The organism is Lipingzhangella halophila (assembly GCF_014203805.1).
GTDB classification, from domain to species: domain Bacteria; phylum Actinomycetota; class Actinomycetes; order Streptosporangiales; family Streptosporangiaceae; genus Lipingzhangella; species Lipingzhangella halophila.
Genome location: NZ_JACHJT010000001.1, coordinates 287,149 through 309,314 on the forward strand (window position 1 = coordinate 287,149; position 22,166 = coordinate 309,314).

Annotated in this window: 23 protein-coding genes; 17 read left to right on the forward strand and 6 right to left on the reverse strand. The window is 69.4% G+C overall.

What is annotated here, in order from left to right:
• The first annotated feature begins 140 nt into the window (after positions 1 to 140).
• Positions 141 to 902, forward strand: a complete 762-nt coding sequence (locus F4561_RS01395; RefSeq protein WP_184573970.1) for a PP2C family protein-serine/threonine phosphatase — start codon at positions 141 to 143, stop codon at positions 900 to 902.
• 115 nt (positions 903 to 1,017) lie between these two features.
• On the opposite strand, the gene F4561_RS01400 is transcribed toward F4561_RS01395, so the two are convergent.
• Positions 1,018 to 1,716 (reverse strand): copper resistance CopC family protein, encoded by a 699-nt coding sequence (locus F4561_RS01400; RefSeq protein WP_184573972.1) that lies wholly within the window; start codon positions 1,714 to 1,716, stop codon positions 1,018 to 1,020.
• A gap of 283 nt (positions 1,717 to 1,999) precedes the next feature.
• Entirely contained in the window at positions 2,000 to 2,263 is a 264-nt protein-coding gene (locus F4561_RS01405; RefSeq protein WP_184573974.1) for a WhiB family transcriptional regulator, read from the reverse strand.
• Positions 2,264 to 2,907: 644 nt separating this feature from the next.
• Here F4561_RS01405 and ectA point away from each other — a divergent pair.
• From ectA to F4561_RS01475, 14 genes are all read left to right on the forward strand, one after another.
• Entirely contained in the window at positions 2,908 to 3,486 is a 579-nt protein-coding gene (gene ectA / locus F4561_RS01410) for a diaminobutyrate acetyltransferase (RefSeq protein ID WP_312885089.1), read from the forward strand.
• A 92-nt stretch (positions 3,487 to 3,578) separates the two neighbouring features.
• On the forward strand, positions 3,579 to 4,844 hold the full coding sequence (gene ectB / locus F4561_RS01415) for a diaminobutyrate--2-oxoglutarate transaminase (protein ID WP_184573976.1): 1,266 nt from the start codon (positions 3,579 to 3,581) through the stop codon (positions 4,842 to 4,844).
• A 102-nt stretch (positions 4,845 to 4,946) separates the two neighbouring features.
• Complete coding sequence (locus F4561_RS01420) at positions 4,947 to 5,360, forward strand: ectoine synthase (protein WP_184573978.1); 414 nt, start codon at positions 4,947 to 4,949, stop codon at positions 5,358 to 5,360.
• Positions 5,361 to 5,504: 144 nt separating this feature from the next.
• A complete protein-coding gene (thpD, locus tag F4561_RS01425) occupies positions 5,505 to 6,416 on the forward strand; it encodes an ectoine hydroxylase (protein WP_184573980.1) in 912 nt (303 codons plus the stop codon).
• Between the two features lie 297 nt (positions 6,417 to 6,713).
• Complete coding sequence (ehuB, locus tag F4561_RS01430) at positions 6,714 to 7,616, forward strand: ectoine/hydroxyectoine ABC transporter substrate-binding protein EhuB (RefSeq protein ID WP_184573982.1); 903 nt, start codon at positions 6,714 to 6,716, stop codon at positions 7,614 to 7,616.
• Between the two features lie 15 nt (positions 7,617 to 7,631).
• Positions 7,632 to 8,354 (forward strand): ectoine/hydroxyectoine ABC transporter permease subunit EhuC, encoded by a 723-nt coding sequence (gene ehuC / locus F4561_RS01435; RefSeq protein WP_184573984.1) that lies wholly within the window; start codon positions 7,632 to 7,634, stop codon positions 8,352 to 8,354.
• The gene (gene ehuD, locus F4561_RS01440) at positions 8,354 to 9,004 is read left to right on the forward strand and encodes an ectoine/hydroxyectoine ABC transporter permease subunit EhuD (RefSeq protein ID WP_221445325.1); all 651 of its coding nucleotides are present in this window, start codon (positions 8,354 to 8,356) and stop codon (positions 9,002 to 9,004) included. Before ehuC ends, ehuD begins: the two co-directional genes overlap by 1 nt.
• Positions 8,991 to 9,824 (forward strand): ectoine/hydroxyectoine ABC transporter ATP-binding protein EhuA, encoded by an 834-nt coding sequence (ehuA, locus tag F4561_RS01445; protein WP_184573988.1) that lies wholly within the window; start codon positions 8,991 to 8,993, stop codon positions 9,822 to 9,824. The genes ehuD and ehuA overlap by 14 nt, the downstream gene beginning before the upstream one ends.
• Positions 9,825 to 10,076: 252 nt before the next feature.
• Positions 10,077 to 10,556 carry a flavodoxin family protein gene (locus F4561_RS01450; RefSeq protein WP_184573990.1) on the forward strand — a complete coding sequence of 160 codons (480 nt, stop codon included), beginning with the start codon at positions 10,077 to 10,079 and terminating at the stop codon, positions 10,554 to 10,556.
• A gap of 76 nt (positions 10,557 to 10,632) precedes the next feature.
• Positions 10,633 to 11,553, forward strand: coding sequence for a CPBP family intramembrane glutamic endopeptidase (locus tag F4561_RS33540; RefSeq protein WP_184573992.1), 921 nt, complete (start codon positions 10,633 to 10,635; stop codon positions 11,551 to 11,553).
• A 145-nt stretch (positions 11,554 to 11,698) separates the two neighbouring features.
• Positions 11,699 to 12,616 (forward strand): type II CAAX endopeptidase family protein, encoded by a 918-nt coding sequence (locus tag F4561_RS01460; protein ID WP_184574011.1) that lies wholly within the window; start codon positions 11,699 to 11,701, stop codon positions 12,614 to 12,616.
• A 185-nt stretch (positions 12,617 to 12,801) separates the two neighbouring features.
• Positions 12,802 to 14,913 carry an RNA degradosome polyphosphate kinase gene (locus F4561_RS01465; protein ID WP_312885566.1) on the forward strand — a complete coding sequence of 704 codons (2,112 nt, stop codon included), beginning with the start codon at positions 12,802 to 12,804 and terminating at the stop codon, positions 14,911 to 14,913.
• Positions 14,906 to 15,877: an NUDIX hydrolase gene (locus F4561_RS01470; RefSeq protein ID WP_184574015.1), complete on the forward strand. Its 972-nt coding sequence runs from the start codon at positions 14,906 to 14,908 to the stop codon at positions 15,875 to 15,877. Before F4561_RS01465 ends, F4561_RS01470 begins: the two co-directional genes overlap by 8 nt.
• A 45-nt stretch (positions 15,878 to 15,922) precedes the next feature.
• Positions 15,923 to 16,369 (forward strand): SRPBCC family protein, encoded by a 447-nt coding sequence (locus tag F4561_RS01475; protein ID WP_184574017.1) that lies wholly within the window; start codon positions 15,923 to 15,925, stop codon positions 16,367 to 16,369.
• Positions 16,370 to 16,909: 540 nt separating this feature from the next.
• Here F4561_RS01475 and F4561_RS01480 read toward each other — a convergent pair.
• The 4 genes from F4561_RS01480 to F4561_RS01495 are packed head-to-tail and all read right to left on the reverse strand — an operon-like array spanning position 16,910 to position 19,879.
• Positions 16,910 to 17,995 carry an ABC transporter ATP-binding protein gene (locus F4561_RS01480; RefSeq protein WP_184574019.1) on the reverse strand — a complete coding sequence of 362 codons (1,086 nt, stop codon included), beginning with the start codon at positions 17,993 to 17,995 and terminating at the stop codon, positions 16,910 to 16,912.
• Positions 17,980 to 18,654, reverse strand: coding sequence for a molybdate ABC transporter permease subunit (modB, locus tag F4561_RS01485; protein ID WP_184574027.1), 675 nt, complete (start codon positions 18,652 to 18,654; stop codon positions 17,980 to 17,982). The genes F4561_RS01480 and modB overlap by 16 nt, the downstream gene beginning before the upstream one ends.
• A gap of 9 nt (positions 18,655 to 18,663) precedes the next feature.
• Positions 18,664 to 19,476, reverse strand: a complete 813-nt coding sequence (modA, locus tag F4561_RS01490) for a molybdate ABC transporter substrate-binding protein (RefSeq protein ID WP_184574029.1) — start codon at positions 19,474 to 19,476, stop codon at positions 18,664 to 18,666.
• Complete coding sequence (locus tag F4561_RS01495) at positions 19,469 to 19,879, reverse strand: TOBE domain-containing protein (RefSeq protein ID WP_184574031.1); 411 nt, start codon at positions 19,877 to 19,879, stop codon at positions 19,469 to 19,471. Before F4561_RS01495 ends, modA begins: the two co-directional genes overlap by 8 nt.
• 202 nt (positions 19,880 to 20,081) lie before the next feature.
• Between F4561_RS01495 and F4561_RS01500 the strand changes: the two genes are divergently transcribed.
• Positions 20,082 to 21,455, forward strand: a complete 1,374-nt coding sequence (locus F4561_RS01500; protein WP_184574033.1) for a sensor histidine kinase — start codon at positions 20,082 to 20,084, stop codon at positions 21,453 to 21,455.
• A 1-nt stretch (position 21,456) separates the two neighbouring features.
• A complete protein-coding gene (locus F4561_RS01505; protein ID WP_184574035.1) occupies positions 21,457 to 22,125 on the forward strand; it encodes a response regulator transcription factor in 669 nt (222 codons plus the stop codon).
• The last annotated feature ends 41 nt before the right edge of the window (positions 22,126 to 22,166 follow it).

Here is a 22,166-nt window from a genome sequence, read left to right on the forward strand (position 1 = left end):
GTCATTATGTACGCGGATTTTGACCACGATCAGCTGTCCCCCGATACGGTTACATGATCACCGCGCCTCGGCTAACGTCCAAAAGAGGCGTGGTTGGGGACCGCGCGGCAGGCATGCCGACAAGACAGGAGGTAGGGCGTATGGGTGTCGCTGGTGGGGAAGTCACGGTCACGGCCCTCACGCACCGGGGTGCTGTACGTCCAGCCAACGAGGACGCCGTGGTCATGGGAGCGCTTACCGTCGCCAGCGCAAATATGACGATGCCGGTGCGCTCCGTTCTGCCGCTGAGCGAGCCGGTGATCATCGCGGTCGCCGACGGGCTCGGTGGGCACGCCGCAGGTGAGATCGCCTCCGAGCATGCCGTGCACCGCATGGCCGAGATGAGTTCGCGGCTCGCCAGTCCCGACGACGTCGACATTCTGCTGAAGAATGTCGACGAGGAGATCAAGGACCACGCGACCCAGCACGCGGAGTTCTCCGGTATGGGAACGACCGTGGCGGGGATGCTGCTCGTGCCCGACGCGAACTACTGGTTCAACGTCGGTGACTCCCGCACGTACCGTATCGAGGGCAGTCAGCTTCGCCAGCTTTCCGAGGACGACTCACCGCCCCTCCCGCCGTCGGACGACGGCAAGCCGGTCACGACGAACTTCATCACCCAGTCGCTCGGGGGCAGCGGCAGCACCGCAATGGCGCCGCACGTTGGCAAGGACACCGAACCGGATCCGTCGGCCTGGATCATGTGCAGCGACGGCCTCTCGGACCTGGTGTCCACCGAGGAGATGGAGCGCATCATCGCCGAGGCCGGCAGCGACGAGGCCGCGGTGCACGCGCTCTGGCAGGCGGCCATGGAGGGCGGCGGCCGCGACAACATCAGCATCATCATCGCCCGTCGGGTCTGAGCCGCCGGCCACGTGCCCCCAGGGCGCTCCAGACGGGGCAGCCCGTGGACCCGGGGCTCACTCGGGGACCACGGGCCGGTGGCAGCGGGGCCTCCGGCCCTGCGGCCAACCTGCCCTACGTGTCATATCCTCCCTGCTCCGGGCGGTTGCGCATCCGCACGATCAGGATGATGATCATCGCCACGAGCGCGATGGCCACGACCACGCCGCCTATCGGGCCGTAGGTGGACATCAGGTTGGCCGGCGCGGCGCTCCCGTCCTGATCCGCGTCCGAATCGTCCGCGGCGGCGTCGCCCGCGTCCTCACCGCCGCCATTGCCGTCTGCCTCGTCGCCCGCACCGGCCCCGGACTGTACGGCGGCACCGTCCTGGCTGAGGGTGAACGTGAGCTCGTCCTCGACCGGGTGGCCGTCGGCGGAGACGACGCGGTAGGCGATGGTGTGCTCCCCCGCGGCTTCGAGCGGACCCAGGCCGATCGAGGCTGTGTCGCCGTCGACCCGGACTTCGCCCTCCTCGTAGGTCTCCCCACCGGGGCCCGTGACGACGATGGCGTTGGCGGAACCCTCCGACCCCTCGGAGGCGGCGCCGTCGTCCTGTGTCCCCCCGGCGGTGCCGTCTCCGCTCTGGACCTCATCACTGAACGTGAGCGTGACCTCCTCGGGGGCACTGTCGAGGGTCTCGCCATCCTCGGGGGAGGAACTGATGAGGGTGTTGTGCGCGAGAGCCGCGGGCGCCGCGGCGAGTCCCAGCAGCAGCGCGGCGGTGGTGGCGGGAATCAGGACGACGGAGCGGCGTACCGCGGGTGGGGTCTGCATAGCTGCCCTTTCGGCTCGGACGTGTCCCTACGATTCTCTGACGCTCGCACGTCCGTGTACGGATGTCCCCCCAGGGTGCCCGTGGCCGATCGCGGCCTGTGCCCGCTGGCGCTGGCCGGTACGCGGAAGGCGTCAGCGCGGCCGGCGGGACGACGGGCGCGACACTGCCGTGCGGGGGCCGGTAGCGGCGCCCACCCGGGGCCGTGATGCGCCGCGCGCACGCACCGCGCACCGGACGAACAAGCGGGGGCCGGTGGCCTCGGCCCGCCCCGCGGTTTGCGCCTCAGCCGGCGGGGACGAGGTCCCGGCGCATGTAGCGGCGTTCCTCGGGGGTGGTCCCACCCCAAACCCCATGGGGCTCACCGGCGCGCAGGGCCCACCGCAGGCACTCTTGGCGCACGGTGCACGTCTGACATATGGCTTTGGCGAGCTCGGCGTCGTGCCGGCCCGGGCCGGTGGTGCTCACCGGGAAGAACAGCTCCGGGTCGTACTGGCGGCACGCGCCCTGCTCGACCCAGTCTTCGCTCTCGTGATACAGGCGGTTCACCAGGCGCCTCCCGTTCCCTGGCTCGTGTCCCTTGTCCCACCGGCGCGGCTCGCCGGTCTATGGGACCTCGCGCGAAGGCTGTCGGTGCGGGTGCAGGAGCTTCGCCGCGATGCGACCGATTGTAGTACTACCGGATGTCGTACTACACAAAGTCTGCAAGATTATGGGTGGCATTTCAAGAGGTGAACGGCGCTTTCGGGGCGATCCGGGGGAGTCCGGAGAGGCGGTGCGAGCGGCGCCGGCCGGGCTCTGCCGAGAGAGGGGCCGAGGTCCGGGGCGTGGCCTCGCGGTGCGGGTCCTTCACCCGTAGCGGTCTGTCGCGAGGATTCACCCGAATTCGTGTGACTTAACGCACGATTAAAATTCGCCGCGAACCCCTCTATGTTTGGTTCGAGGAAGAGTGGCGCGGCCCCCGCGCGGCGTCCCGCCGGCGCCCGCACGAGTCCCCGGGAACCGTCCCGAAAACGCTGGTGAGTAAGGCGTGTATGGCGGTCGCGCGAGCACTGACCCGGCCCGGTGCCGTCGACACTGTAGGTGACGTCCGGTGCTAAATGAACAAGTCCTACCCCGCGAAACCTATGTGAAACATTCGCGGTGTTCGCGCCGAACGCGCTGCTCAAGAACGTTCGCTATGTTCGATCGACGTGCCCCATGAACATACGAACCCCAAGACCCGCGACCGACCCGCAGCCGGGGATCACCCGACAGTAGTCACGGACGGCGTGGGAGCCGGCGACGTGCGCCTGGCGCCGCCGTCGTTGGACGACGGCCGGCACTTGTGGCGGCTCGCCGGCGCCGCGGGGCTTGACCTGAACTCTCCGTACGCCTACTTGCTGTGGTGCAGGGACTTCGCCCAGACATCCGTCGCCGCCCACGACTCCCGGGGTGAGCTACGCGGATTCGTCACCGGGTTTCTGCGGCCGGACAGTCCGGGCACGTACTTCCTCTGGCAGGTCGCGGTCGACCCGGACTTCCAGGGAAGGCGGCTGGCCCGCCGGATGCTGGACCACATCGGGGACCGCATTGTCGCGAACGGCGTCACCCATCTGGAGGCCACGGTCACCCCGGACAACGCCGCTTCCCGCGCGCTGTTCGCCTCGTTCGCACGAGACCGCGACGCGCCCCTGGAGTGGGAACCCCTGTTCGAACACGACCATTTCCCGCACGAAGGAACCGATGGCCACGAGCCCGAGGAGCTCGTGCGGATCGGACCGCTGCGCTGACCCGCGGCGTTCGAACGCATATCCGATCCTGACCACCCCGTCGTCAAAGCCAAGAGCCCACGAACCTGGGGAAAGGAACCAAGGAACACACGATGGAGATCTTCGACCGCCTCGAGTCCGAAGTCCGCAGCTATTGCCGTAGCTGGCCGGTCGTCTTCAACGAGGCGCGGGGCAGCTACATCTACGACGAGTCGGGACGTCCTTACCTCGACTTCTTCGCGGGTGCCGGCTCACTCAACTACGGACACAACCACCCGGAGCTGAAATCCAAACTGATCGAGTACCTCATGAGCGACTCGATCGTGCACAGCCTGGACGCCTACAGCACCGCGAAACGGGACTTCCTGCAGACGTTCAGCGAGACCATCCTGGAGCCGCGTGGCCTGGACTACAAGGTCCAGTTCCCCGGCCCCGCCGGAAACAACGCGGTCGAGGCCGCGCTGAAGCTCGCCCGTAAGTACACCGGCCGCGAGACCATCGTCAGCTTCACCAAGGGTTTCCACGGCATGACGCTGGGCGCGCTCGCCGTAACCGGAAACTCGATGAAGCGCGGCGGCGCCGGAGTGCCGCTGAGCCACGCGGCGACCATGCCGTTCGACAACTACATGGACGGCCAGACCCCGGACTTCCTGTGGCTGCGCAGTCTCCTGGAGGACAGCGGAAGCGGGTTGGACCGGCCGGCCGCGGTCATCGTGGAGACCGTGCAGGGCGAGGGCGGAATCAACGTGGCCAGCGCCGAATGGCTGCGTGGCCTCGCCGAGCTCTGCGAGGAGTACGAGCTGTTGCTGATCGTGGATGACATCCAGATGGGCTGCGGCCGTACCGGACCGTTCTTCAGCTTCGAGGAGGCCGGCATCAAGCCGGACATCGTCACCCTCTCGAAGTCGATCAGCGGTTACGGGAACCCGATGGCGCTGACCCTGTTCAAGCGGGAGCTGGACGTCTGGGAACCCGGTGAGCACAACGGAACCTTCCGCGGCCCCAACCCTGCTTTTGTCACCGGCACCGCCGCGCTCAACACGTTCTGGCGCGACGACGAGCTGCAGAAGGCCACCGTCGCCAAGGGCGAACTCATCGAGGCGCGGCTGAGCGCCATCGCCGAGGAGCACGCCGACGCCGGTGCGCAGGTCCGGGGCCGGGGTATGGCCCGCGGGCTCGCCTTCGAGCGGGAAGACCTCGCCAACGAGGTGAGCAGGGAAGCTTTCGAGCGCGGGCTGCTGCTGGAGACCTCCGGCCCGGAGGACGAAGTTGTCAAGCTGCTCCCGCCGCTCACCGCGACCGAGCAGGAACTGGAGCAGGGGCTCGACATCATCGCCGAGGCGACCCGCGCGGCGGTCAAGGTGGCTCAACCGGCCTGATAAACAGGGGGTGTTTGCACTATTAGGAACGGTGGTGCGGGTTCAGACCTCCACGGAACCCGTCGTTCCGCAGTGTTATGACCGAGTAGCAGAGGAGCACCCGTGATCGTTCGCAGCCTGGATGAGATCGACGGCACCGAGCGTGACATCCAGACCCCCACCTGGCGCAGCCGCCGGATTGTTCTGGCCAAGGAAGGCGTCGGCTTCTCGTTCCACGAGACCGTGCTGTACGCCGGAACCGAGACGCGCATGTGGTACGCCAACCACATCGAGTTGGTGCACTGCATCGAGGGTGAGGCCGAGGTGGTCAACGAGGAGACCGGCGAGACCCACGTGATCACGCCGGGCACGCTGTACCTCCTTGATGGGCACGAGCATCACATTGTCCGGCCGAAGACGGACTTCCGTGTGCTGTGCGTCTTCAACCCGCCGGTGACCGGGCGCGAGGTGCACGACGAGAACGGCGTGTATCCGCTGCTCTCCGAAGACGACGTGGAGGCCGCGGCGTCCAGCTAGTTTTTCGCGGGCGGGGCACGGTACGCCGTGTCCCGCCCGTTTCGTCAGGGTAGCGGCCCCTGGTCCTCCGGACCAGGTGAGCCAGGCGAGGCGCCGCGGGGGATGTCGAGAGCGGAAAGGAGCGAATCCCCACGGGGTATAGCCATGAGTACGTTGACGACTGATTTCGAGCAGCCGACCATGGACGACTACCCGACCCGAAAGGACAGCACCCCGGCACTGCTCTACCGCCGGGACCCAGTGGTCTGGGGCGAGAGAGACGACGGCCCCATCGACCAGAAGAGCCTGGACCGGTACGACGACGCCGGTTATCTGCAGTTCGAGTCCCTTATCAGCGCGGACGAGGTGCAGGTATACCGCGATGAGCTGCGGCGCCTCAGCGAGGAGCCGCAACTGAGGTCCGACGAGCGGGTCGTCGTCGAGCCGTCCCTCGATGAGGTCCGCTCCGTCTTCGAGGTGCACAAGATCAGCGATGTCTTCGCCGACCTGGTGCGCGATCCGCGCGTGGTCGGCCGGGCACGCCAGATCCTGGGCTCCGACGTCTACGTGCACCAGAGCCGGGTCAACTACAAGCCCGGCTTCGGCGGCGGGGACTTCTTCTGGCACTCGGACTTCGAGACCTGGCACGCCGAGGACGGTATGCCCCGGATGCGTGCCGTGAGCATCTCCATCGCGCTCACCGACAACTACGTGCACAACGGTGCCCTGATGATCATGCCGGGATCGCACCGGACGTTCGTGTCCTGCACGGGCCAGACGCCCGAGGACCACTACCGCGAGTCGCTGCGCAAGCAGGAGATCGGGACGCCCGACCAGAGCAGCCTGTCCATCCTCGCGGAGAAGCACGGTATCGACGTGCTGACCGGAGCCGCCGGCGGCGCCACGATGTTCGACTCCAACTGCATGCACGGCTCGGGAGGCAACATCACGCCGTTCCCGCGGTCGAACATCTTCGTTGTGTTCAACAGCGTGCACAACGCCTGTACGAAACCCTACGCCGCTCCCGGCCGCCGCCCGGCGTTCATCGCCGCGCGGGACTTCACGCCGGTGCGCTGACACCGGGCCTCCGGCGGGCCGGCGCCGGTGCGTGCCCCGATCGCCATGGGCGGACCGCGAGAGTAACCAATGGGTAACGCCCTTTGCCGCCGGATTTGGCGCGGCGGCATCCGGGGCACGCACCGGACATGGTGTGTGCACCAGGGGTGCCGCAGCACCTCAGCGCGGCCGGGAACGGCGCGCATAAAAGGGGCCTGACCTGGGGTACCACTGTGGGCACAACTGAACCCCGCACTTCACCCGCGGCGCTCCCTCCGCTTCGGAGGGAGCGCCGTGCTGGTTCCTCGAGGAGTACCCATGAGGAAAATCAGAGGGAGCGGTGTCGACCGGCGCCGTTTCCTGGCAGGGATGGGCGGTGCCGGGCTCGCCGCGGTGGCGGGGCCCGCGCTGTTGGGCGGGTGTTCCCGGGTCGGTACCGGCAACACCATGGACCGCATCCAGAGCCAGGGCTATGTCAACGTCGGGTTCGCCAACGAGGCCCCCTACGGCTACATCGACCTGGAAACCGGTGAGCTCACCGGTGAGTCCCCCGAGCTGGCCAGGGCGATCTTCGCCGAGTTCGGCATCGATGACCTCCGGGGCGTTCCGGTCCAGTTCGACGGGCTGATCCCGGGGCTGGTCGGCGGCCAGTTCGACATGGTCTCCGCCGGCATGGCCATCACTCCGGAGCGCTGCGCGGAGGTCGACTTCACCAACCCGGAGTACCTGAGTCGCACGGCCTTCCTCGTTCCCGAAGGCAACCCCGAGGGGATCGAGCAGTTCCACGCTTTCGTCGACAACCCCGATCTCACCCTTGGCGTCATGAACGCCACCATCGAGCAGAACACGGCCGAGACGATCGGGATCCCCGGGAGCCAGGTGCAGACCGCGCCCGACACGTCGAGCGCCTTCGAGCTGCTGGAGACCGGTCGCATCGACGCGGTGGCGCTCACCGCGATCTCGTTGCGGTGGATGCTCGACGTGCGTGGGGGCCCCTACCAGGTGACCGAGCCCTTCTTCCCCGTCATCGACGGGGAGGAGGAGATCAGCGGTGGCGGGTACGCCATCCGGCAGGAGGACGACGAACTGCGCGAAGCCTTCAACGAGAAGCTGGAGGAGTTCAAGGACAGCGGTCGGCTCCTGGAGATCCTCAAGCCGTTCGGCTTTTCCGCCGGTGAACTCCCCGGTGACCTGACGGCCGCGGAACTGTGCGAAGGCTGAGCCCTGGGAGCGTCGATGGCATTCTTCACCGATTCACTACCGATCTATCTCAACGGCGCCTGGTACACGCTGATGATCACGGTCGGCGGCTGCGCGCTCGCGTTCGTGCTCTCGATGGTCGTCGGCATCATCGGTTCGATGCGCAGTGCGCTCGCCCGGGTGGTCGCCACGGTCTACGTGGAGGTGTTCCGCGGGGTCGCGGCACTGGTCCTGATGTTCTGGTTGTTCTACGCGATGCCGCTGTTGATCGGGTACCGGATGGAGCCGGTGCTCGCGGCCATCCTGGCGCTGGGTCTGAACGTCGGCGCGTACGGCGCCGAGAACGTGCGCGGCGCGATCAAGGCGGTCCCGCGGGGGCAGTACGAGGCCACGATCGCGCTCAACTTCGAGCCGGTGCAGCGCATGCGCCTGGTGATCCTGCCCCAGGCGTGGGCGCAGATGCTCCCGACGTTCGGCAACCTGATCATCGAGCTGATGAAGGGCAGCGCCGTTGTCTCGCTGATCTCGGTGTCGGACCTGACCTTCGTGGCCCAGCAGATGCGCACCTTCACCGGTCAAACGGTGCTGGCCTTCCTCGGCGCGCTTGTCATGTACTTCATCCTCGCCCAGGTGTTCCAGTTCCTCATGCGCCTGGCGGAGCGCCGTGCCAACCGGCGCCTCGGCCGCGTGCCGGACAAGCCGGTGCGCAAGAAGGCGGCTTCCGCGGCGGCCGGCTCGGCGAGGGGCGGTGAGGCGTGATGTTCGACTGGGGATTCGTCGGTCAGGCCATGCCGGACCTGCTGACCGGACTGCAGTACACGGTCCTGGCGACCGCGTTGGGCTACGTGCTCGCGCTGGTGCTCGGGCTGCTGGTCGCCATGATCCGCAGGGACGCGCCGCGGGTGCTCGCCACGACGGTCTTCTGGGTCATGGAGTTCATCCGGAGCACACCGCTGCTGGTGCAGCTCTTCTTCGTGTTCTACGTGCTGCCGACGATCGGCATCTCGCTCAGCCCGCTGACGGCGGGCGTCATCGCCCTCGGCGTGCACTACGCCGCCTACACGGCGGAGGTGTACCGCTCCGGGCTCGACGGCGTGCCGAAGGGCCAGTGGGAGGCCGCCCGGGCGTTGAACCTGCCGAGCCGCCGCACCTGGGCGGCGGTGATCCTGCCGCAGGCGATCCGCCGGGTCATCCCCGCCCTGGGCAACTACCTCATCGCGATGTTCAAGGACACGCCCCTGCTGTTCGCCATCACCGTGCCGGAGCTGCTGTTCCAGGCCAACCGGCTCGGCGGCGAGAACTTCAAGTACCTAGAGACAATCTCCGCGGTCGGCGTGCTCTTCATCGCCGTGAGTGCGCTCTCCGCGGTCGGTATCCGATTCCTGGAGCGACGCTATGCCGCAGTCTGATGACCAGAACCCCGCCGCCGAGGTGCCCCAGGCACGCCCCGCGGAGGAGCATCCCCTGATCTCCTTCGACAAGGTTGTCAAGCGCTACGGCGACAACGTCGTGCTGCGCGAGCTCGACTTCACCGTGCTGCCCGGTCAGCGCGTGACGCTCATCGGGCCCAGCGGGTCGGGCAAGACAACGATCCTGCGGCTGCTGATGACCCTGGAGCAGATCGACGGCGGCGTCATCTGGGTCAACGGCGACCCGTTGAGTCACATGTACAAGGACGGCGAGCTGGTGCCGGCCGACCAGAAACACCAGCGGGCCATCCGCAAGAAAATCGGAATGGTCTTCCAGCAGCTCAACCTGTTCCCCAACATGACCGTGCGGCGGAACATCACCGAGGCCCCCGTCCACGCGTTGGGCATGTCGCGCGAGGAGGCCGACGAGCGCGCCGCCGAGCTGCTGGACATGGTCGGGCTGAAAGACCGGATCGACGAGCACCCGACCAGGCTGTCCGGCGGTCAGCAGCAGCGTGTGGCGATCGCTCGCGCGCTGGCCATGCGCCCGGAGATCCTGCTGTTGGACGAGGTGACGTCCGCGCTCGACCCGGAGCTGGTCGCGGAGGTGCTCGACGTCCTGCGGGAGATCGCGCGGACCACCGACATCACCATGCTGGCGGTGACCCACGAGATGGGCTTCGCCAAGGACGTGTCGCACCGCGTGCTCATGTTCGACGAGGGGCAGATTCTGGAGGACGGTCCGCCCGCCCGGATCTTCGACGAGCCGAGCGAGGAGCGCACCAAGTCGTTCCTACACGCGGTGCTGGAATCCGGCTGAGCGCGGTCGTGCCCTGCCCGCCGGCGCGGGTCGCGGAAAGGCTGTTCCAGCGCCCCCACCGAGGGGGTCGCGGCGATAGGGCGAAGCGAGCGCGGCGAGCGAGCCAGCTTGCCGCTGAGCGCATGGTGCACCGTGCGTTCGGCGGCAAGCTGGCACCCCTCTCGCCGCGCTCGGGGCCCCACTGCCACGGCCCGCCCCGGCCCGGCCCCGTTGCCGCACTCCCGGCGCGGGCTGGCATGCCACCCTGAAGCCATGGCACGCCTGCTGATCGTTCACCACACCCCGTCGCCGACCACCCAGTCGATGCTTGAGTCGGTCCTGGAAGGGGCCCGCAACGACGAGATCGAGGACGTCGAGGTCGTCACCAGCCCGGCACTGGCGGCGACGGTGCCCGACCTGCTCGCCGCGGATGCCGTTATCCTCGGCACACCCGCGAACATCGGATACATGTCCGGTGCGCTGAAGCACTTCTTCGACACCGTGTACTACCCGTGCCTGACCGACACCGCCGGCCTGCCGTACGCCCTGTACGTGCATGGGAACAGCGACACTGCCGGGGCCGTGCGCGCTGTTGAGGGCATCGCCAAGGGCATGGGCTGGAACCGGCACCGTCCTCCCGTCACGGCGGTCGGCGAGATCGGCCGCGCCGAGGGCGAGGCGTGCTGGGAGCTGGGAGCGGTGACCGCGCTCGCCGCGCTTGAGCGGGCCGAGGAGCGAGCAAGTAAAAGCTAGCGACATACCGTGGTCATTGGAACGCAATAAGTAACTCCCCGGTCAGACTGGAGATTCCGATCTCGGGGAGAGTCCGGTGACGACCACGTTCCGATGGGTGCTTTGGGCGAGCCTGGCCGCCTTCGCGCTGGCGCTGGCGGCCGCGCTTATCGCTGATCCGGCACTGCTGGTGCGGGCGACCTGGCACGGAGCGGATCCGCTGTGGACGGTGTGGTTGCCCACGGCCGCCGGGATCGCCCTTTCGTGGGTGATCGTGACACGCCGGCAGCGGCAGGAGTTGGCGAACCGGGTCAGGACCGCCCTGGAGGACCATCCGATCGGCGCGGAGACGTGCTGGCTGCTGTTGTTCCTGCTGTGCTTCGTTGCCGGGGCGGTCGTGCTCTCGCGCCTGCTGGACGCGGCGTTTCCGCCCCAGGCGTACGTGACGGCGGTACCGGTGGTGCGGGTTCTCTTCCTTTTTGTGTTGCCGATCCTGTTCATTGACCGGGCGGGGATCACCCGCGTCGGAGCGTCCGCGCCCTTGCCCGCGCTCGCGCTGCGGGTGAACGAACCGTGGCGCTGGCTCGGGCTGCTGCCCGTCGCGGTGTGCGTCGGGTTGGTGGCGGTGGGTGTGCGTGACGCCCACATGCCCGCGCCCGGCGCGTTCGCGCTCGCGACACTGGTCACAGTGGTGGCCATCAGCGTGCCCGAGGAGGTCTTCTTCCGCGGCATGCTGCAGGCCCGGCTGGAGCTCCTGGCGGGCCGCTGGAGCGGGATCGCCGCGACCTCGCTGCTGTTCGTCCTGGTCCACGTGCTCATGGATCCCTACAACGAGATTGTCGACCTGGCCCCGACGGGATCGCCGCACCTGCTGGGAGCCGCGGTCCTGACCTACGGGCCGCTCGGTGTGCTCCTGGGTTACGTGTGGTCGCAGTACGGCAGCATCTGGCTGGTCATCCTGCTGCGCGGGGCGATGCTCACCCTGGTCGTCGCCCCCTCTGTGCGCATCATGGACTGAGTTGTGCAAAAGGTCAGGTAGTTCCCTCTTGTGGGTAAAGTGACATGAAAGGCTCCTGCGGCTCATACGGTCACGGCATTCCCTCCAGTGCCGGAGCGACCGCGCCAGGGGCCGGGCGCATGTGCCTGCGCCGGGAAGGGGGGCCATGGTAGGCACGGCGGTTCGCCGTAGGGTGCTCAGCGCGGGGGGCGCGGTCTTCGCCGCCGCCGTGGCACTACTGTTCGTCATCGACGAGCCCCGGATCCCCGCCGCCGGGGGGTACGCGACGAGCCAGATCTGGCGGTTCTGGGTGCCCGTGGTCCTGGGTTTGCTGCTCATCCGCTGGGTACCGCCGCGTCCGCCGGAGCAGGAGCTGGCCAACCGAGTGGGCGCCACCATGGCCGGGCGCTCGGTGGGGCGGGAGACGCTGGTCCTCACGGCCTGCGTACTCGGCTTCCTCGCCGGCGAGACCATACTCACCCCGATGTTCGGTGCGGTCGACCCCTCGCTCGCTCCTCTCTCCTACCACACCGCGAAGGTCCTGTTCCTGCTCTTCATTCCGCTGATGCTGATCGGCTCCTCGGGGGTCATGGCCGACTCGTGCGGCTCCGACCTGCCCCGGTTGGCCACGCGGGTCACCGAGAGGTGGCGGTGGGCCGGGCTGGTCCCGGTGGCCGGCTACCTGCTGGTCGTCCCGTTCCCGCTGGCCGCGCAGCCGCCCGAGCTGGGGTCGGTTCCCGAGCAGTACGACCTGGTGGCGACCCTGGCGATCGGCTACACCGTGACGGCGTTGCTGGAGGTGGTCTTCTTCCAGGGATTCCTGCTGACCCGGTTGGAGATCCTCTTCGGGCGGTGGCCCGGAATCGTGCTGATGGCACTGGTCTACGCGCTCGCGAGTCTCGTGGGCGGCAGTATGCCCAACGGGATCGTGAGCGCGGTGGCGGGCGCGATCGCCGTGCAGGGGGCCGCCGCGCTGCTGTACGGCTACCTGTGGTCGCGCTACCGGAACATCTGGCTCAACGTCCTGTTGCAGATGGGAATCGTCACCTTTATCGTGCTTCCGGTGGCCGAGGCGGCTGCCTGACCGCGTCCCGCGGTGCCGGTCCCGCCGGCCATCGCGTCGAGCAGCCGTCTTGGGTACGCCGCGAGCGGGTACCGCCACCCCATCCCCCATGAATAGCGCAAAACGGGATCAACACGGCCGTAAGACCACGGTTGCCTCGTGGTCCCAACTGGTTCATACGGATGAGGGATTCTGCGCCTGTGAGTGTGGAACCGGTGCGCATAGGGCAAGGGGCCGACCCTGACCGCCCCGAGAGCGCCATCAACATGCCCCCCGACCGCTTCCTCGACCGCGAGGAGGGCTGGCTGCGGTTCAACCAGCGGGTACTGGAGCTCGCCGAGGACACCGGAATCCCCCTGCTGGAGCGAGTCCGGTTCCTCGCGATCTTCGCCAGCAACCTCGACGAGTTCTTCATGGTCCGGGTGGCCGGACTGAAGCGCCGCCTGGCCACCGGACTGGCCGTGGCCACCCAGAGCGGGCATCACCCCCGCGATCTGCTCGAGCGCGTCGCCGAGGTGACGCACGAGCTGATGCTGCGGCACGCCGAGTGCTTCGCCCACTCGGTGGCCCCGGCGCTGGCCGAGGCCGGAATCCGGATCGTGCGCTGGGACGAGCTCGACGACACCGAGCGCCATCGCATGCGCCGGTTCTTCCGGTGCGCTATCTATCCGATCCTCACGCCGTTCGCCGTGGACCCGGCGCACCCGTTCCCGCACATCTCGGGGCGTTCACTCAACCTCGGGGTCACGGTCAGCGACCCCGAGGCCGGCCCGCACACCTTCGCCCGGGTCAAGGTGCCGCCGATGCTGTCGCGGTTCATCGAGCTGGGCGGCGAGCGTTTCGTACCGGTCGAGGACGTCATCGCGGCGCACCTCGCGCAGCTCTTCGAGGGCATGGAGGTGCTGGAACACCACGCGTTCCGGGTCACCCGCAACGCCGATCTGGAGGTGGACGAGGACGAGACCGACGACCTCGTCCAGTCGTTGGAGAACGAGCTGCTGCGGCGCCGCTTCGGCCCGCTCGTCCGGCTCGAAGTGGAGGAGACGATCTCCGATGCGGTGCTGCGGATCCTGCGCCACGAGCTGGGCGCGGAAGAGCGGGAGATCTTCCGGGTCCCCGGGCCGCTGAGCCTCGCAGGGCTCGACCAGATCGCCGACCTGGACCGGGCCGAGCTGAAGTACCCGCCCATGGTGCCCGTTGAGCCGCGAGACCTGCAGGGGCGCACCGAGGATCTCTTTGAGCTGATCCGCGAGCGCGAGCTGCTGGTGCATCACCCCTACGAGTCGTTCGTGGCGACTACGGAGCGGTTCCTCGCGCTCGCGGCGGCCGACCCCCGGGTGGTGGCGATCAAGCAGACCCTCTACCGCACCAGCGGCGACTCCCCGATCGTGCGGTCCCTGATCGAGGCGGCCCGAGCGGGCAAGGAAGTCGTGGTGCTCGTCGAGCTCAAGGCGCGCTTCGACGAGCAGCAGAACATCCAGTGGGCGCGCACGCTGGAGGACGCCGGCTGCCACGTCGTCTACGGCGTGGTCGGGCTGAAGACACACTGCAAGCTCGCCCTGGTGGTGCGCCGCGAGGGCGACGGAACGCTGCTCCGGTACGGCCACATCGGCACCGGGAACTACAACTCCTCCACTGCCCGGGTTTACGAGGACTTCGGCCTTTTCAGCGCGGATCCCGAGGTTGGCGAGGACCTCAGCGACCTGTTCAACCACCTCACGGGCTTCTCTCGGAAGAGCCACTACCGCCGGCTGTCGGTCGCGCCGGGCGGGCTGCGCTCGGACCTCATGGCGCAGATCCACCAGGAGATGGACAACGCGGCGCGCTCCGAGCCGGCGCGCATCCGGATCAAGGTGAACTCCCTGGTCGACGAGGACATCATCGACGCGCTCTACGAGGCGTCGCGTGTCGGCGTACCGATCGACCTGTGGGTACGCGGCGCCTGCGCGCTCCGTCCCGGGATCCCCGGGCTCTCCGAGACCATCCAGGTGCGGAGCATCCTCGGCCGGTTCCTGGAGCACTCCCGCATCGTGGTCTTCGAGAACAGTGGGGACCCCCGGGTGTGGTTGGGCAGCGCGGACCTCATGCCGCGTAACCTGGACCGGCGGGTTGAGGCGCTGGTCCGGGTGGCCGACCCCGACCAGACAAGGCGACTGGTGGAGCTGATGGACCTGGCCATGGCCGACACCACAGCCTCATGGCGGCTCGGCCCGTCGGGAACGTGGACGCGCGCAACGCACGACGCCGGAGGAGAGGCTTTGCTGGATGTGCAGAACACGCTGCGCGGGGACCGCCACCTCCGAGCTGTGGATGGCTGAGCGCACGGAGTCCGCGGTCGCCGACGTCGCCCCCTCCCAGGCCGTCCTACCGGGCGGCTACGTGGAACCCATCCGGTCGGCGGGGGCCGTGCTCTGGCGCGGCACCGCCCCGCAGCACGAGGTGGCGCTCATCCACCGCCCGCACCGCGGGGACTGGACCCTGCCCAAGGGAAAGGTGAAGCGTGGTGAGCACCTGCTCACCACAGCGGCGCGCGAGGTCACCGAGGAGACCGGGCACAGGCCGGTACTGGGGCGCCGCCTGCCACCGCAGCGTTACCTCCGCAACGGCTGGCCCAAGCAGGTGGAGTGGTGGGCCGCCACCGCGTGCGGGGAATCGTCGTTCACCCCCAACGACGAGGTCGACGCCGTGGAGTGGCTGCCCCTGGCCACGGCGCGCGCCCGGCTCAGCTACCCGCACGACGTCGAGGTCCTGGACAGCTTCGCCCGCGGCCCGGCCGAGACGTTTCCGCTGGTGCTGTTCCGGCACGCCTCCGCGCGCGAGAAGCGCACCTGGGAGGGAAACGACCTGCTCCGCCCGCTCAACGACGCGGGCCGCACCGACGCGCTGGCGGCTGCCCGGGTCCTGTCCAGCTACGGAGCGCTGCGCGTGGTGTCCTCCGCGGCGGCCCGTTGTACCGAGAGCGTGCTGCCGTTCGCAGTCGAGCACGACACCAGGGTCCGGACCGACCGCGCGCTCACCGCGCCGCCGGCGGGCAATCCCGAGAGCGTGTTCGACCACGCGGGCGCGCGGGCCGTGTTCGGCAGGCTGCTGGACGAGGGCAGCCCCACCATTGTGTGCACCCACGGTGAACTGGTGTCCGACCTGATGCGGGGCGCGCTCGAACAGCTTGGCGCGCCGGTGTCCCAGCAGTTGGCGCTGCGGAAGGGCACCTTCTGGGTGCTGCACGTCTCGGCCGCCGAGCGCGCGCTCGCGGCCGTCGAGCGCCACTCGGTGCGCGGATAGCGGGGGCGGAGCGGCGGCGGTGGCACGGGGTGGGACGATCCGAGTATGGCAACATACAAGGTCTCGCGAAGTGTCGTGATCGACGCGCCCGCGGCTGACATCTTCGATATCCTCGCGGCGCCCCACCAGCACCCCGAGTTCGACGGTTCCGCAACGGTGCGCGAGCAGATCGAGGGCCCGCAGCGCCTGGGGCCCGGGGAGCGGTTCGGGATGCAGATGCGGGCGGGCCTGCCGTACCGCATCACCAACCGTGTGGTGGAGTTCCAGGAGAACCGGCTTCTCACGTGGCGGCACTGGGGCACACACCGGTGGCGGTGGGAGCTGGAGCCCGTGGCCGGCGGCACTCGGGTTACCGAGACCTTCGACTACTCCTACGCGTTCTCGTTCCTGTACCAGTTGGCCGGGTGGCCGGCCCGCAACGCCCGCAGTATCGAGCAGACGCTCGTGCGGCTCAAGACACTCGCCGAGGGGCGGGGGCGGCCACACGCCTGAGCCGTCCGCACGTCCCCCTCCTACGTGCGAACGGCCCGGGCATGTGCCGGCCGTGCGGTGAGCCGGACCAGGGTTTCCCGTGGCTGGTCACCGCGGCGGGCAGCGTGATGGACATCGACGCGTTGAGCGGAAACGGCGCTGCCTTAGCGCATCCATCTAGCTACTAGTGGTGATTGTACCGGGCGCGCTCGCCGCTCTGGCGTTTCCGGGAATTTTGCTGCGCCGAGCTGGCCGCGAGCATCACGCGGCGGGTTCGGCTGGGTTTTCGCGCAGGTGGAGTTTCGTGGCATCTTCCGCCCTGTTGCGGCAACGGGCCCGCGCCGGGGGGGTGGGTTGCGGCAGTGGGGCACCCCGCGAGCGAAGCGAGAGGGGTGCCCCACTGCCGCGCAGCGCACGGTGCACCAACGCTGGGCGGCAAGCTGGCTCGCTCGCCGCGCTCACTTCGCCCCATTGCCGCAACCTCCAGGGTGAGCGTCACCCCCCGCACCACACCCCCTTGCGTGGGCTTCATCCCCGCGCCGCATCCTGAACGCGAGGGCCTCACGGGCGGGGGATGAGATGCACCGCTGGCGCCTTGATGGCGGCGGTCACCTGCCGGCCCGGGACGAGTTCGAGGTCGTCCCGGGCGTGCCGAGTGACGAAGGCGACCAGTGGGACCCCCGCGTCCAGGTCGACGCGCTGCAACGGGCCGTCCGGCGCTACCGCGCTGACCGTGGCGGGCAGGTGGTTGCGCGGGCTCGCGGCGTGTCCCCCCGCCGGGCCGGTCTCCAGCGCGATGTCCTCGGCGCGGATACAGGCCAGCACCGGATCGCCGGGCGTGAGGCCGTGGCCGCCAACGGCGGTGACCAGGTGCCGGCCGAGGAGTACACGGGCCAACCCCTCGCTCAGCTCGCGTACGTGGCCGGGGATGACGTTCTCGACGTCGACGGCCGCCGCGGCCTGCGCGGTCGCGGGGCGGGAGAAGACGTGCTCGACGGAGTCCATCTGGTGGACGCGGCCGCCGACGAGCACCACGATCCGGTCGCCCAGGGCCAGCGCCTCGACCCGGTCGTGGGTGACGACAACGGTGGGAATTCCCAGACGCAGCAGGATCGCGCGCAGCTCGGTTCGCAGCTTGGCGCGGGTGGGGGAGTCGAGCGCCGACAGCGGCTCGTCGAGCAGCAGCAGTCGCGGACGCGGCGCCAGCGCACGGGCCAGGGCCACGCGTTGCGCCTCCCCGCCGGAGAGCCGGCGGGTCGGCGTGTCGCGCAGGTGCGCGGCCCCGGCGGAGCTGAGCGCCTCCGCAACGCGGTCCGCGCGCTCGCGCCGCGCGAGCCCGTGCAGGCCGTAGCCGACATTGCCGGCGACGCTCAGGTGCGGGAACAATGCGTGGTCCTGGAACAGGTAACCGACCTTCCGCCGGCGCGTCGGGAGGTGCGTGCCGGGTGCGGTCCACGGGCTCCCGTCGAACTCGACGCGGCTGCCGCTATCTGGCCGGTCGAGCCCGGCCACGCAGCGGAGCAGGGTGGTCTTCCCGCTGCCGGAAGGTCCGAACAGAACGGTGACCGGTGATTCCGGGGTGAGCGGCACGCGCAGATCGGCGTCGAGAACGCGGCGACGCACCCGGGCGTTCAGGGCCGCGGCCATGCCGGGCCTCCCTTGCGTTGCAGGGCGTAGGTGGACACCAGGACAACGAGGGAGAACAGCAGCAGGACCAGGCTGGTCCGCCCGGCGGCGGCGTACTCGAACGCCTGGACGCTGTCGTAGATCGCGATGGCGACAGTGCGGGTCTCGCCGGGGATGTTGCCGCCCACCATCAGCACGACGCCGAACTCGCCGATCGTGTGCGCGAAGGTCAGCACCGCCGCGGTGGCCACCCCGGGCCGGGAGAGCGGGAGTACCACCCGGAGCACGGTGCCCGCTGTGGTGCGCCCCAGAACGGCGGACGCCTCCAGCAGGCGGCGGTCGACACCGGCGAAGGAGGTCATGAGGGGCTGGACGGCGAACGGCAGGCTGTACACCACCGATGCGAGCAGCAGACCGTTGAAGGTGAACGCCAGCGGCGACCCGGTCAGCTCGCTCCACCACCGCCCGACGGGAGAGCGGTCGCCCAGCGCCACGAGCAGGTAGAAACCCAGCACGGTGGGCGGCAGCACCAGGGGGAGGGCCACGATCGCCTCGACCACGACGGTCCAGCGGCGCCGGGAGAACGCGAGCCAAGCGGCCAGCGGCACCCCCACCACGAGCAGGATGGCGGTGGTGGCCAGCGCCAGTCGGACGCTGAGCGCGATCGCCTGCCAGTCCATGGGCCGGCCTCAGCCCTCCTCACCGGGCTCGGGTGGGGCGAAGCCGTGCTCCTCCAGGATGGCCTGGCCGTCCTCGGAGCGCAGGAAACCGGCCAGGTCGCGGGCGCCGCCGGGATTGGCCGAATCGGGCAGGACCACGCCCGACTGGTCCAGTCGGGGGTAGCTGCCCGGCGGAACCTCGCTGTGTTCGCCGCTCGCGCTCATGCTCGGCGACAGCGCCAGCGAGAGCGCGACCACGGCGGCATCGGCGTTGCCCGACTGGGCGAACTCCGCCGTCTGGGCGATGTTCTCCCCCAAGACCAGCTTGTCCTCGATGTCGTCGGCGACGCCGGCGGACTCCAGAGCGGCCTGGGCGGCGGTGCCGTAGGGCGCGTGCTCCGGGTTGGCGATGGCCACCGTGCCCACGGCGTCGTCGGCCAGTGCCGGCAGGCCCCCGGAGGGATCGGCCGGGGAGTCCGCGGCCGCCCACACCACGAGCCGGCCGGCCGCGTAGCCGAACACGTCGCCGGTATCGGCCAGCCCGTCCTGCACCAGATCCTCGGGGTATCCGGTGTCGGCCGACAGGAAGACGTCGAATGGCGCGCCGTTGCTGATCTGCTGGACGAAGGCCCCCGACGAGCCGTACGACGCCGCCACAGTGGTGCCCGGGTGCGCGTCCTCGAACTCCGCGACGATATCCGCCATTGCGAACTTGAGGTTCGACGCCACTGCGACCCGGACCTCGCCCTCGCTGCCCGCGGCCTCCGAGCCGCACCCGCTGGCGAGGACACTCGCGGCGGTGAGGCCGGCCAGCAGCGCCGTCTTGGGGAAGTGGTCAGGCATGCGGGCCGCCCCGCGCGGTCCCGCTCTCGACGATCACGCTGGTGGACTTCACGATCGCGGTGGCCAGTGAGCCGACCTCCAAACCCAGCTCGTCCGCGGCCTCCCGGCTCATCAGCGATACCAGGCGGTGCGGGCCGGCCTGCAGCTCCACGCGCGCCATGACGTCGCCCCGGGCGACGTCGGTGACCAGCCCGCGGAAGCGGTTGCGCGCCGATGACCAGTGGCGCGCCGGGTCGTCGCCGGCCCCTGCGCGCATGAAGGCCGCCAGGTCGGCGCCGTTGACCAGCCGGTGACCCTGGCTGTCTCGGGCGGCGGCGAGCCGGCCGGAGTCGACCCAGCGCCGTACCGTGTCCCCACTGACCCCCACGAGGGCGGCGACCTCGCTCATTCGAAAATGCGACACGTGAACCACGATACTCTCCGCAAAAGCTAAGAGAAAGCGGAAATTCCCTCGCATATACGAATCACTATCTGGAACCGCGCCTCGGACGTGCCAGGGGCGTCGGTGGGGTGGGGACAGCACTACCTCCGGCTGATGTGCTGTCGTCATGGCGGAGGCGTTCCCCGGTGCCTAGGTTTAGGGGGAAGAGAGGGGGTAGGGCGTCATGGCGTACACCCTGAGCGCCAGGGCCAGAGCACGGGTGGCTTCGCTGGGCGCCGAGATCGCCGCCGAGCGCCCGTGGCGCGAGCGGCTGGTGGCGCTGCTGCACCTGCTCACCTCGTTCGCGCTCTCGCTGGGGTACCTGGTCCCGGTCGCGCTGCTGGTTGGTTCCGCGGTGTGGCTCGGGATGGTCGTCGTGGGCACGGCGAGCGAAGTCCTGGCGCTCCCGCCGGTCTCCCTGCTGGTCAGCGGTGCCGTGCTGTTCCTGGTGCTGGTGCCGGCGGCCGCGACGCTGCTCGCCCGGCTGGCCTGCGCGATCCAGCGCAGCAGGCTGGAGAACGTCTACGGCATCGTCGAGACCCGCACCCCCGATCCCACCGCGCCGAGTGCCGGCCCGGCCCGGCTGCTCAGTTTTGTCTTCGGGCGGGACGCCTGGACCGCGCTCGTCTACAGCACTGTGGCCGCGGTCCTCGGGATCGCCTCTGGCGCGGTGGTGCTGGGGCTGGTCGGGTTCGGGATCGGCGGGTCCGTCGGTGCCCTGGTCGGGCTCGGCTACCTCACGGTCGAAGGGTCGCTCTCCCAGGCCCTGGGAAACAGCGCCCTGCCGGCCGCCTGGGTCATCCTCGGCCCGCCGGCCGCCATCCTGGGGATCTCACTGGTCCCCCTACTGCTCAAGGTGGAAGTGGTGGTGACCCGCAAGCTGTTGTTCGACGCGCCCGAGGTCCGGGTGCGGCGGCAGTTGCTCCATCTGCGCGACAGCCGCTCGCGGATGGTTGACGCGGCCGAGGCGGAACGCCGCCGGATCGAGCGTGACCTGCACGACGGCGCCCAGCAGCGCCTCCTCTCGGTGACCATGACGCTGAGCAGGGCACACGGCAAGTTCGACCGCGACCCGGACGCGGCCCGGGCCCTCCTGGAGGAGGCGCAGTCCGAAGCCCGATCGGTCATGGCCGAGCTGCGCGACATCGCGCGGGGACTGCACCCGCGGGTTCTCACCGACCACGGACTGGAGGCCGCGCTACCCGTTGCCGCGGGCCGGTCTCCGCTGCCGATCCGGCTCGACGTGGACATGCCCGAACGCCCCTCGCCCCGCGCGGAGGGAGTCGCCTACTACGTGACATGCGAGGCGCTGAACAATGTGGCCAAGCACGCCGGCGCGGAGAACGCCACGGTCCGGGCCAGGCGGGTACCGGACTCCTCGGGGGACCTGCTGCGGCTCACCGTGACCGACGACGGAACGGGCGGTGCCGACCCCGACACGGGAACAGGCCTGTACGGGCTGTGGGACCGGGTCAACGCAGTGGACGGCGAACTGCGTCTACACAGTCCCGCGGGCGGGGGGACTGTGCTCACCGCCGACATCCCCTGGGAGGCATAACGTGCGGATCATCATCGCCGAGGACTCTGTGCTGTTGCGCAGCGGCATGGCCAAGCTGCTGGAGGACGAGGGTCTGGAGGTCGTCGCGCACGCGGGCGACGCCGACGAGCTGCTCGCGGCCGTCGCCGCACACCCCGGCGTCGACCTGTGCATCGTGGACATCCGCATGCCGCCCGGCTACTCCGAGGAGGGGATGCACGCCGCGATCCGCATCCGCCGCGAGTACCCGGACGTCGCCGTGCTGCTGTTGTCGCAGCACGTCGTCAGCAGGTACGCCGCGGAGCTCCTGGGCGGCGGGTCCACGAAGGTCGGCTACCTGCTCAAGGACCGCGTCGCCGATGTGGACGAGTTCGTCGGGACACTGCGCCGGGTCGCGGCTGGTGGCGCGGCCATCGACCCCGAGGTGGTCTCGCAGCTGCTGAGCCGCAAGCAGGACAGCGCGCTCGACCGCCTCAGCCCGCGCGAGAACGAGGTCCTCGGCGTGATGGCGGAGGGACTGAACAACGTTGGCATCGCGGAGCGCCTGGTCATCACCGAACGCGCGGTCGAGAAACACATCCGCATGATCTTCGACAAGCTCGATCTGGGCCACCACGAGTACGACCACCGCCGGGTGCTGGCCGTCCTGGAGTACCTGCGCGGCACCGGGCCGCAGGCGGCCACCACCTGACACGGACTGACGCACGACGGCGGGACGCGCACGCGCCCCAG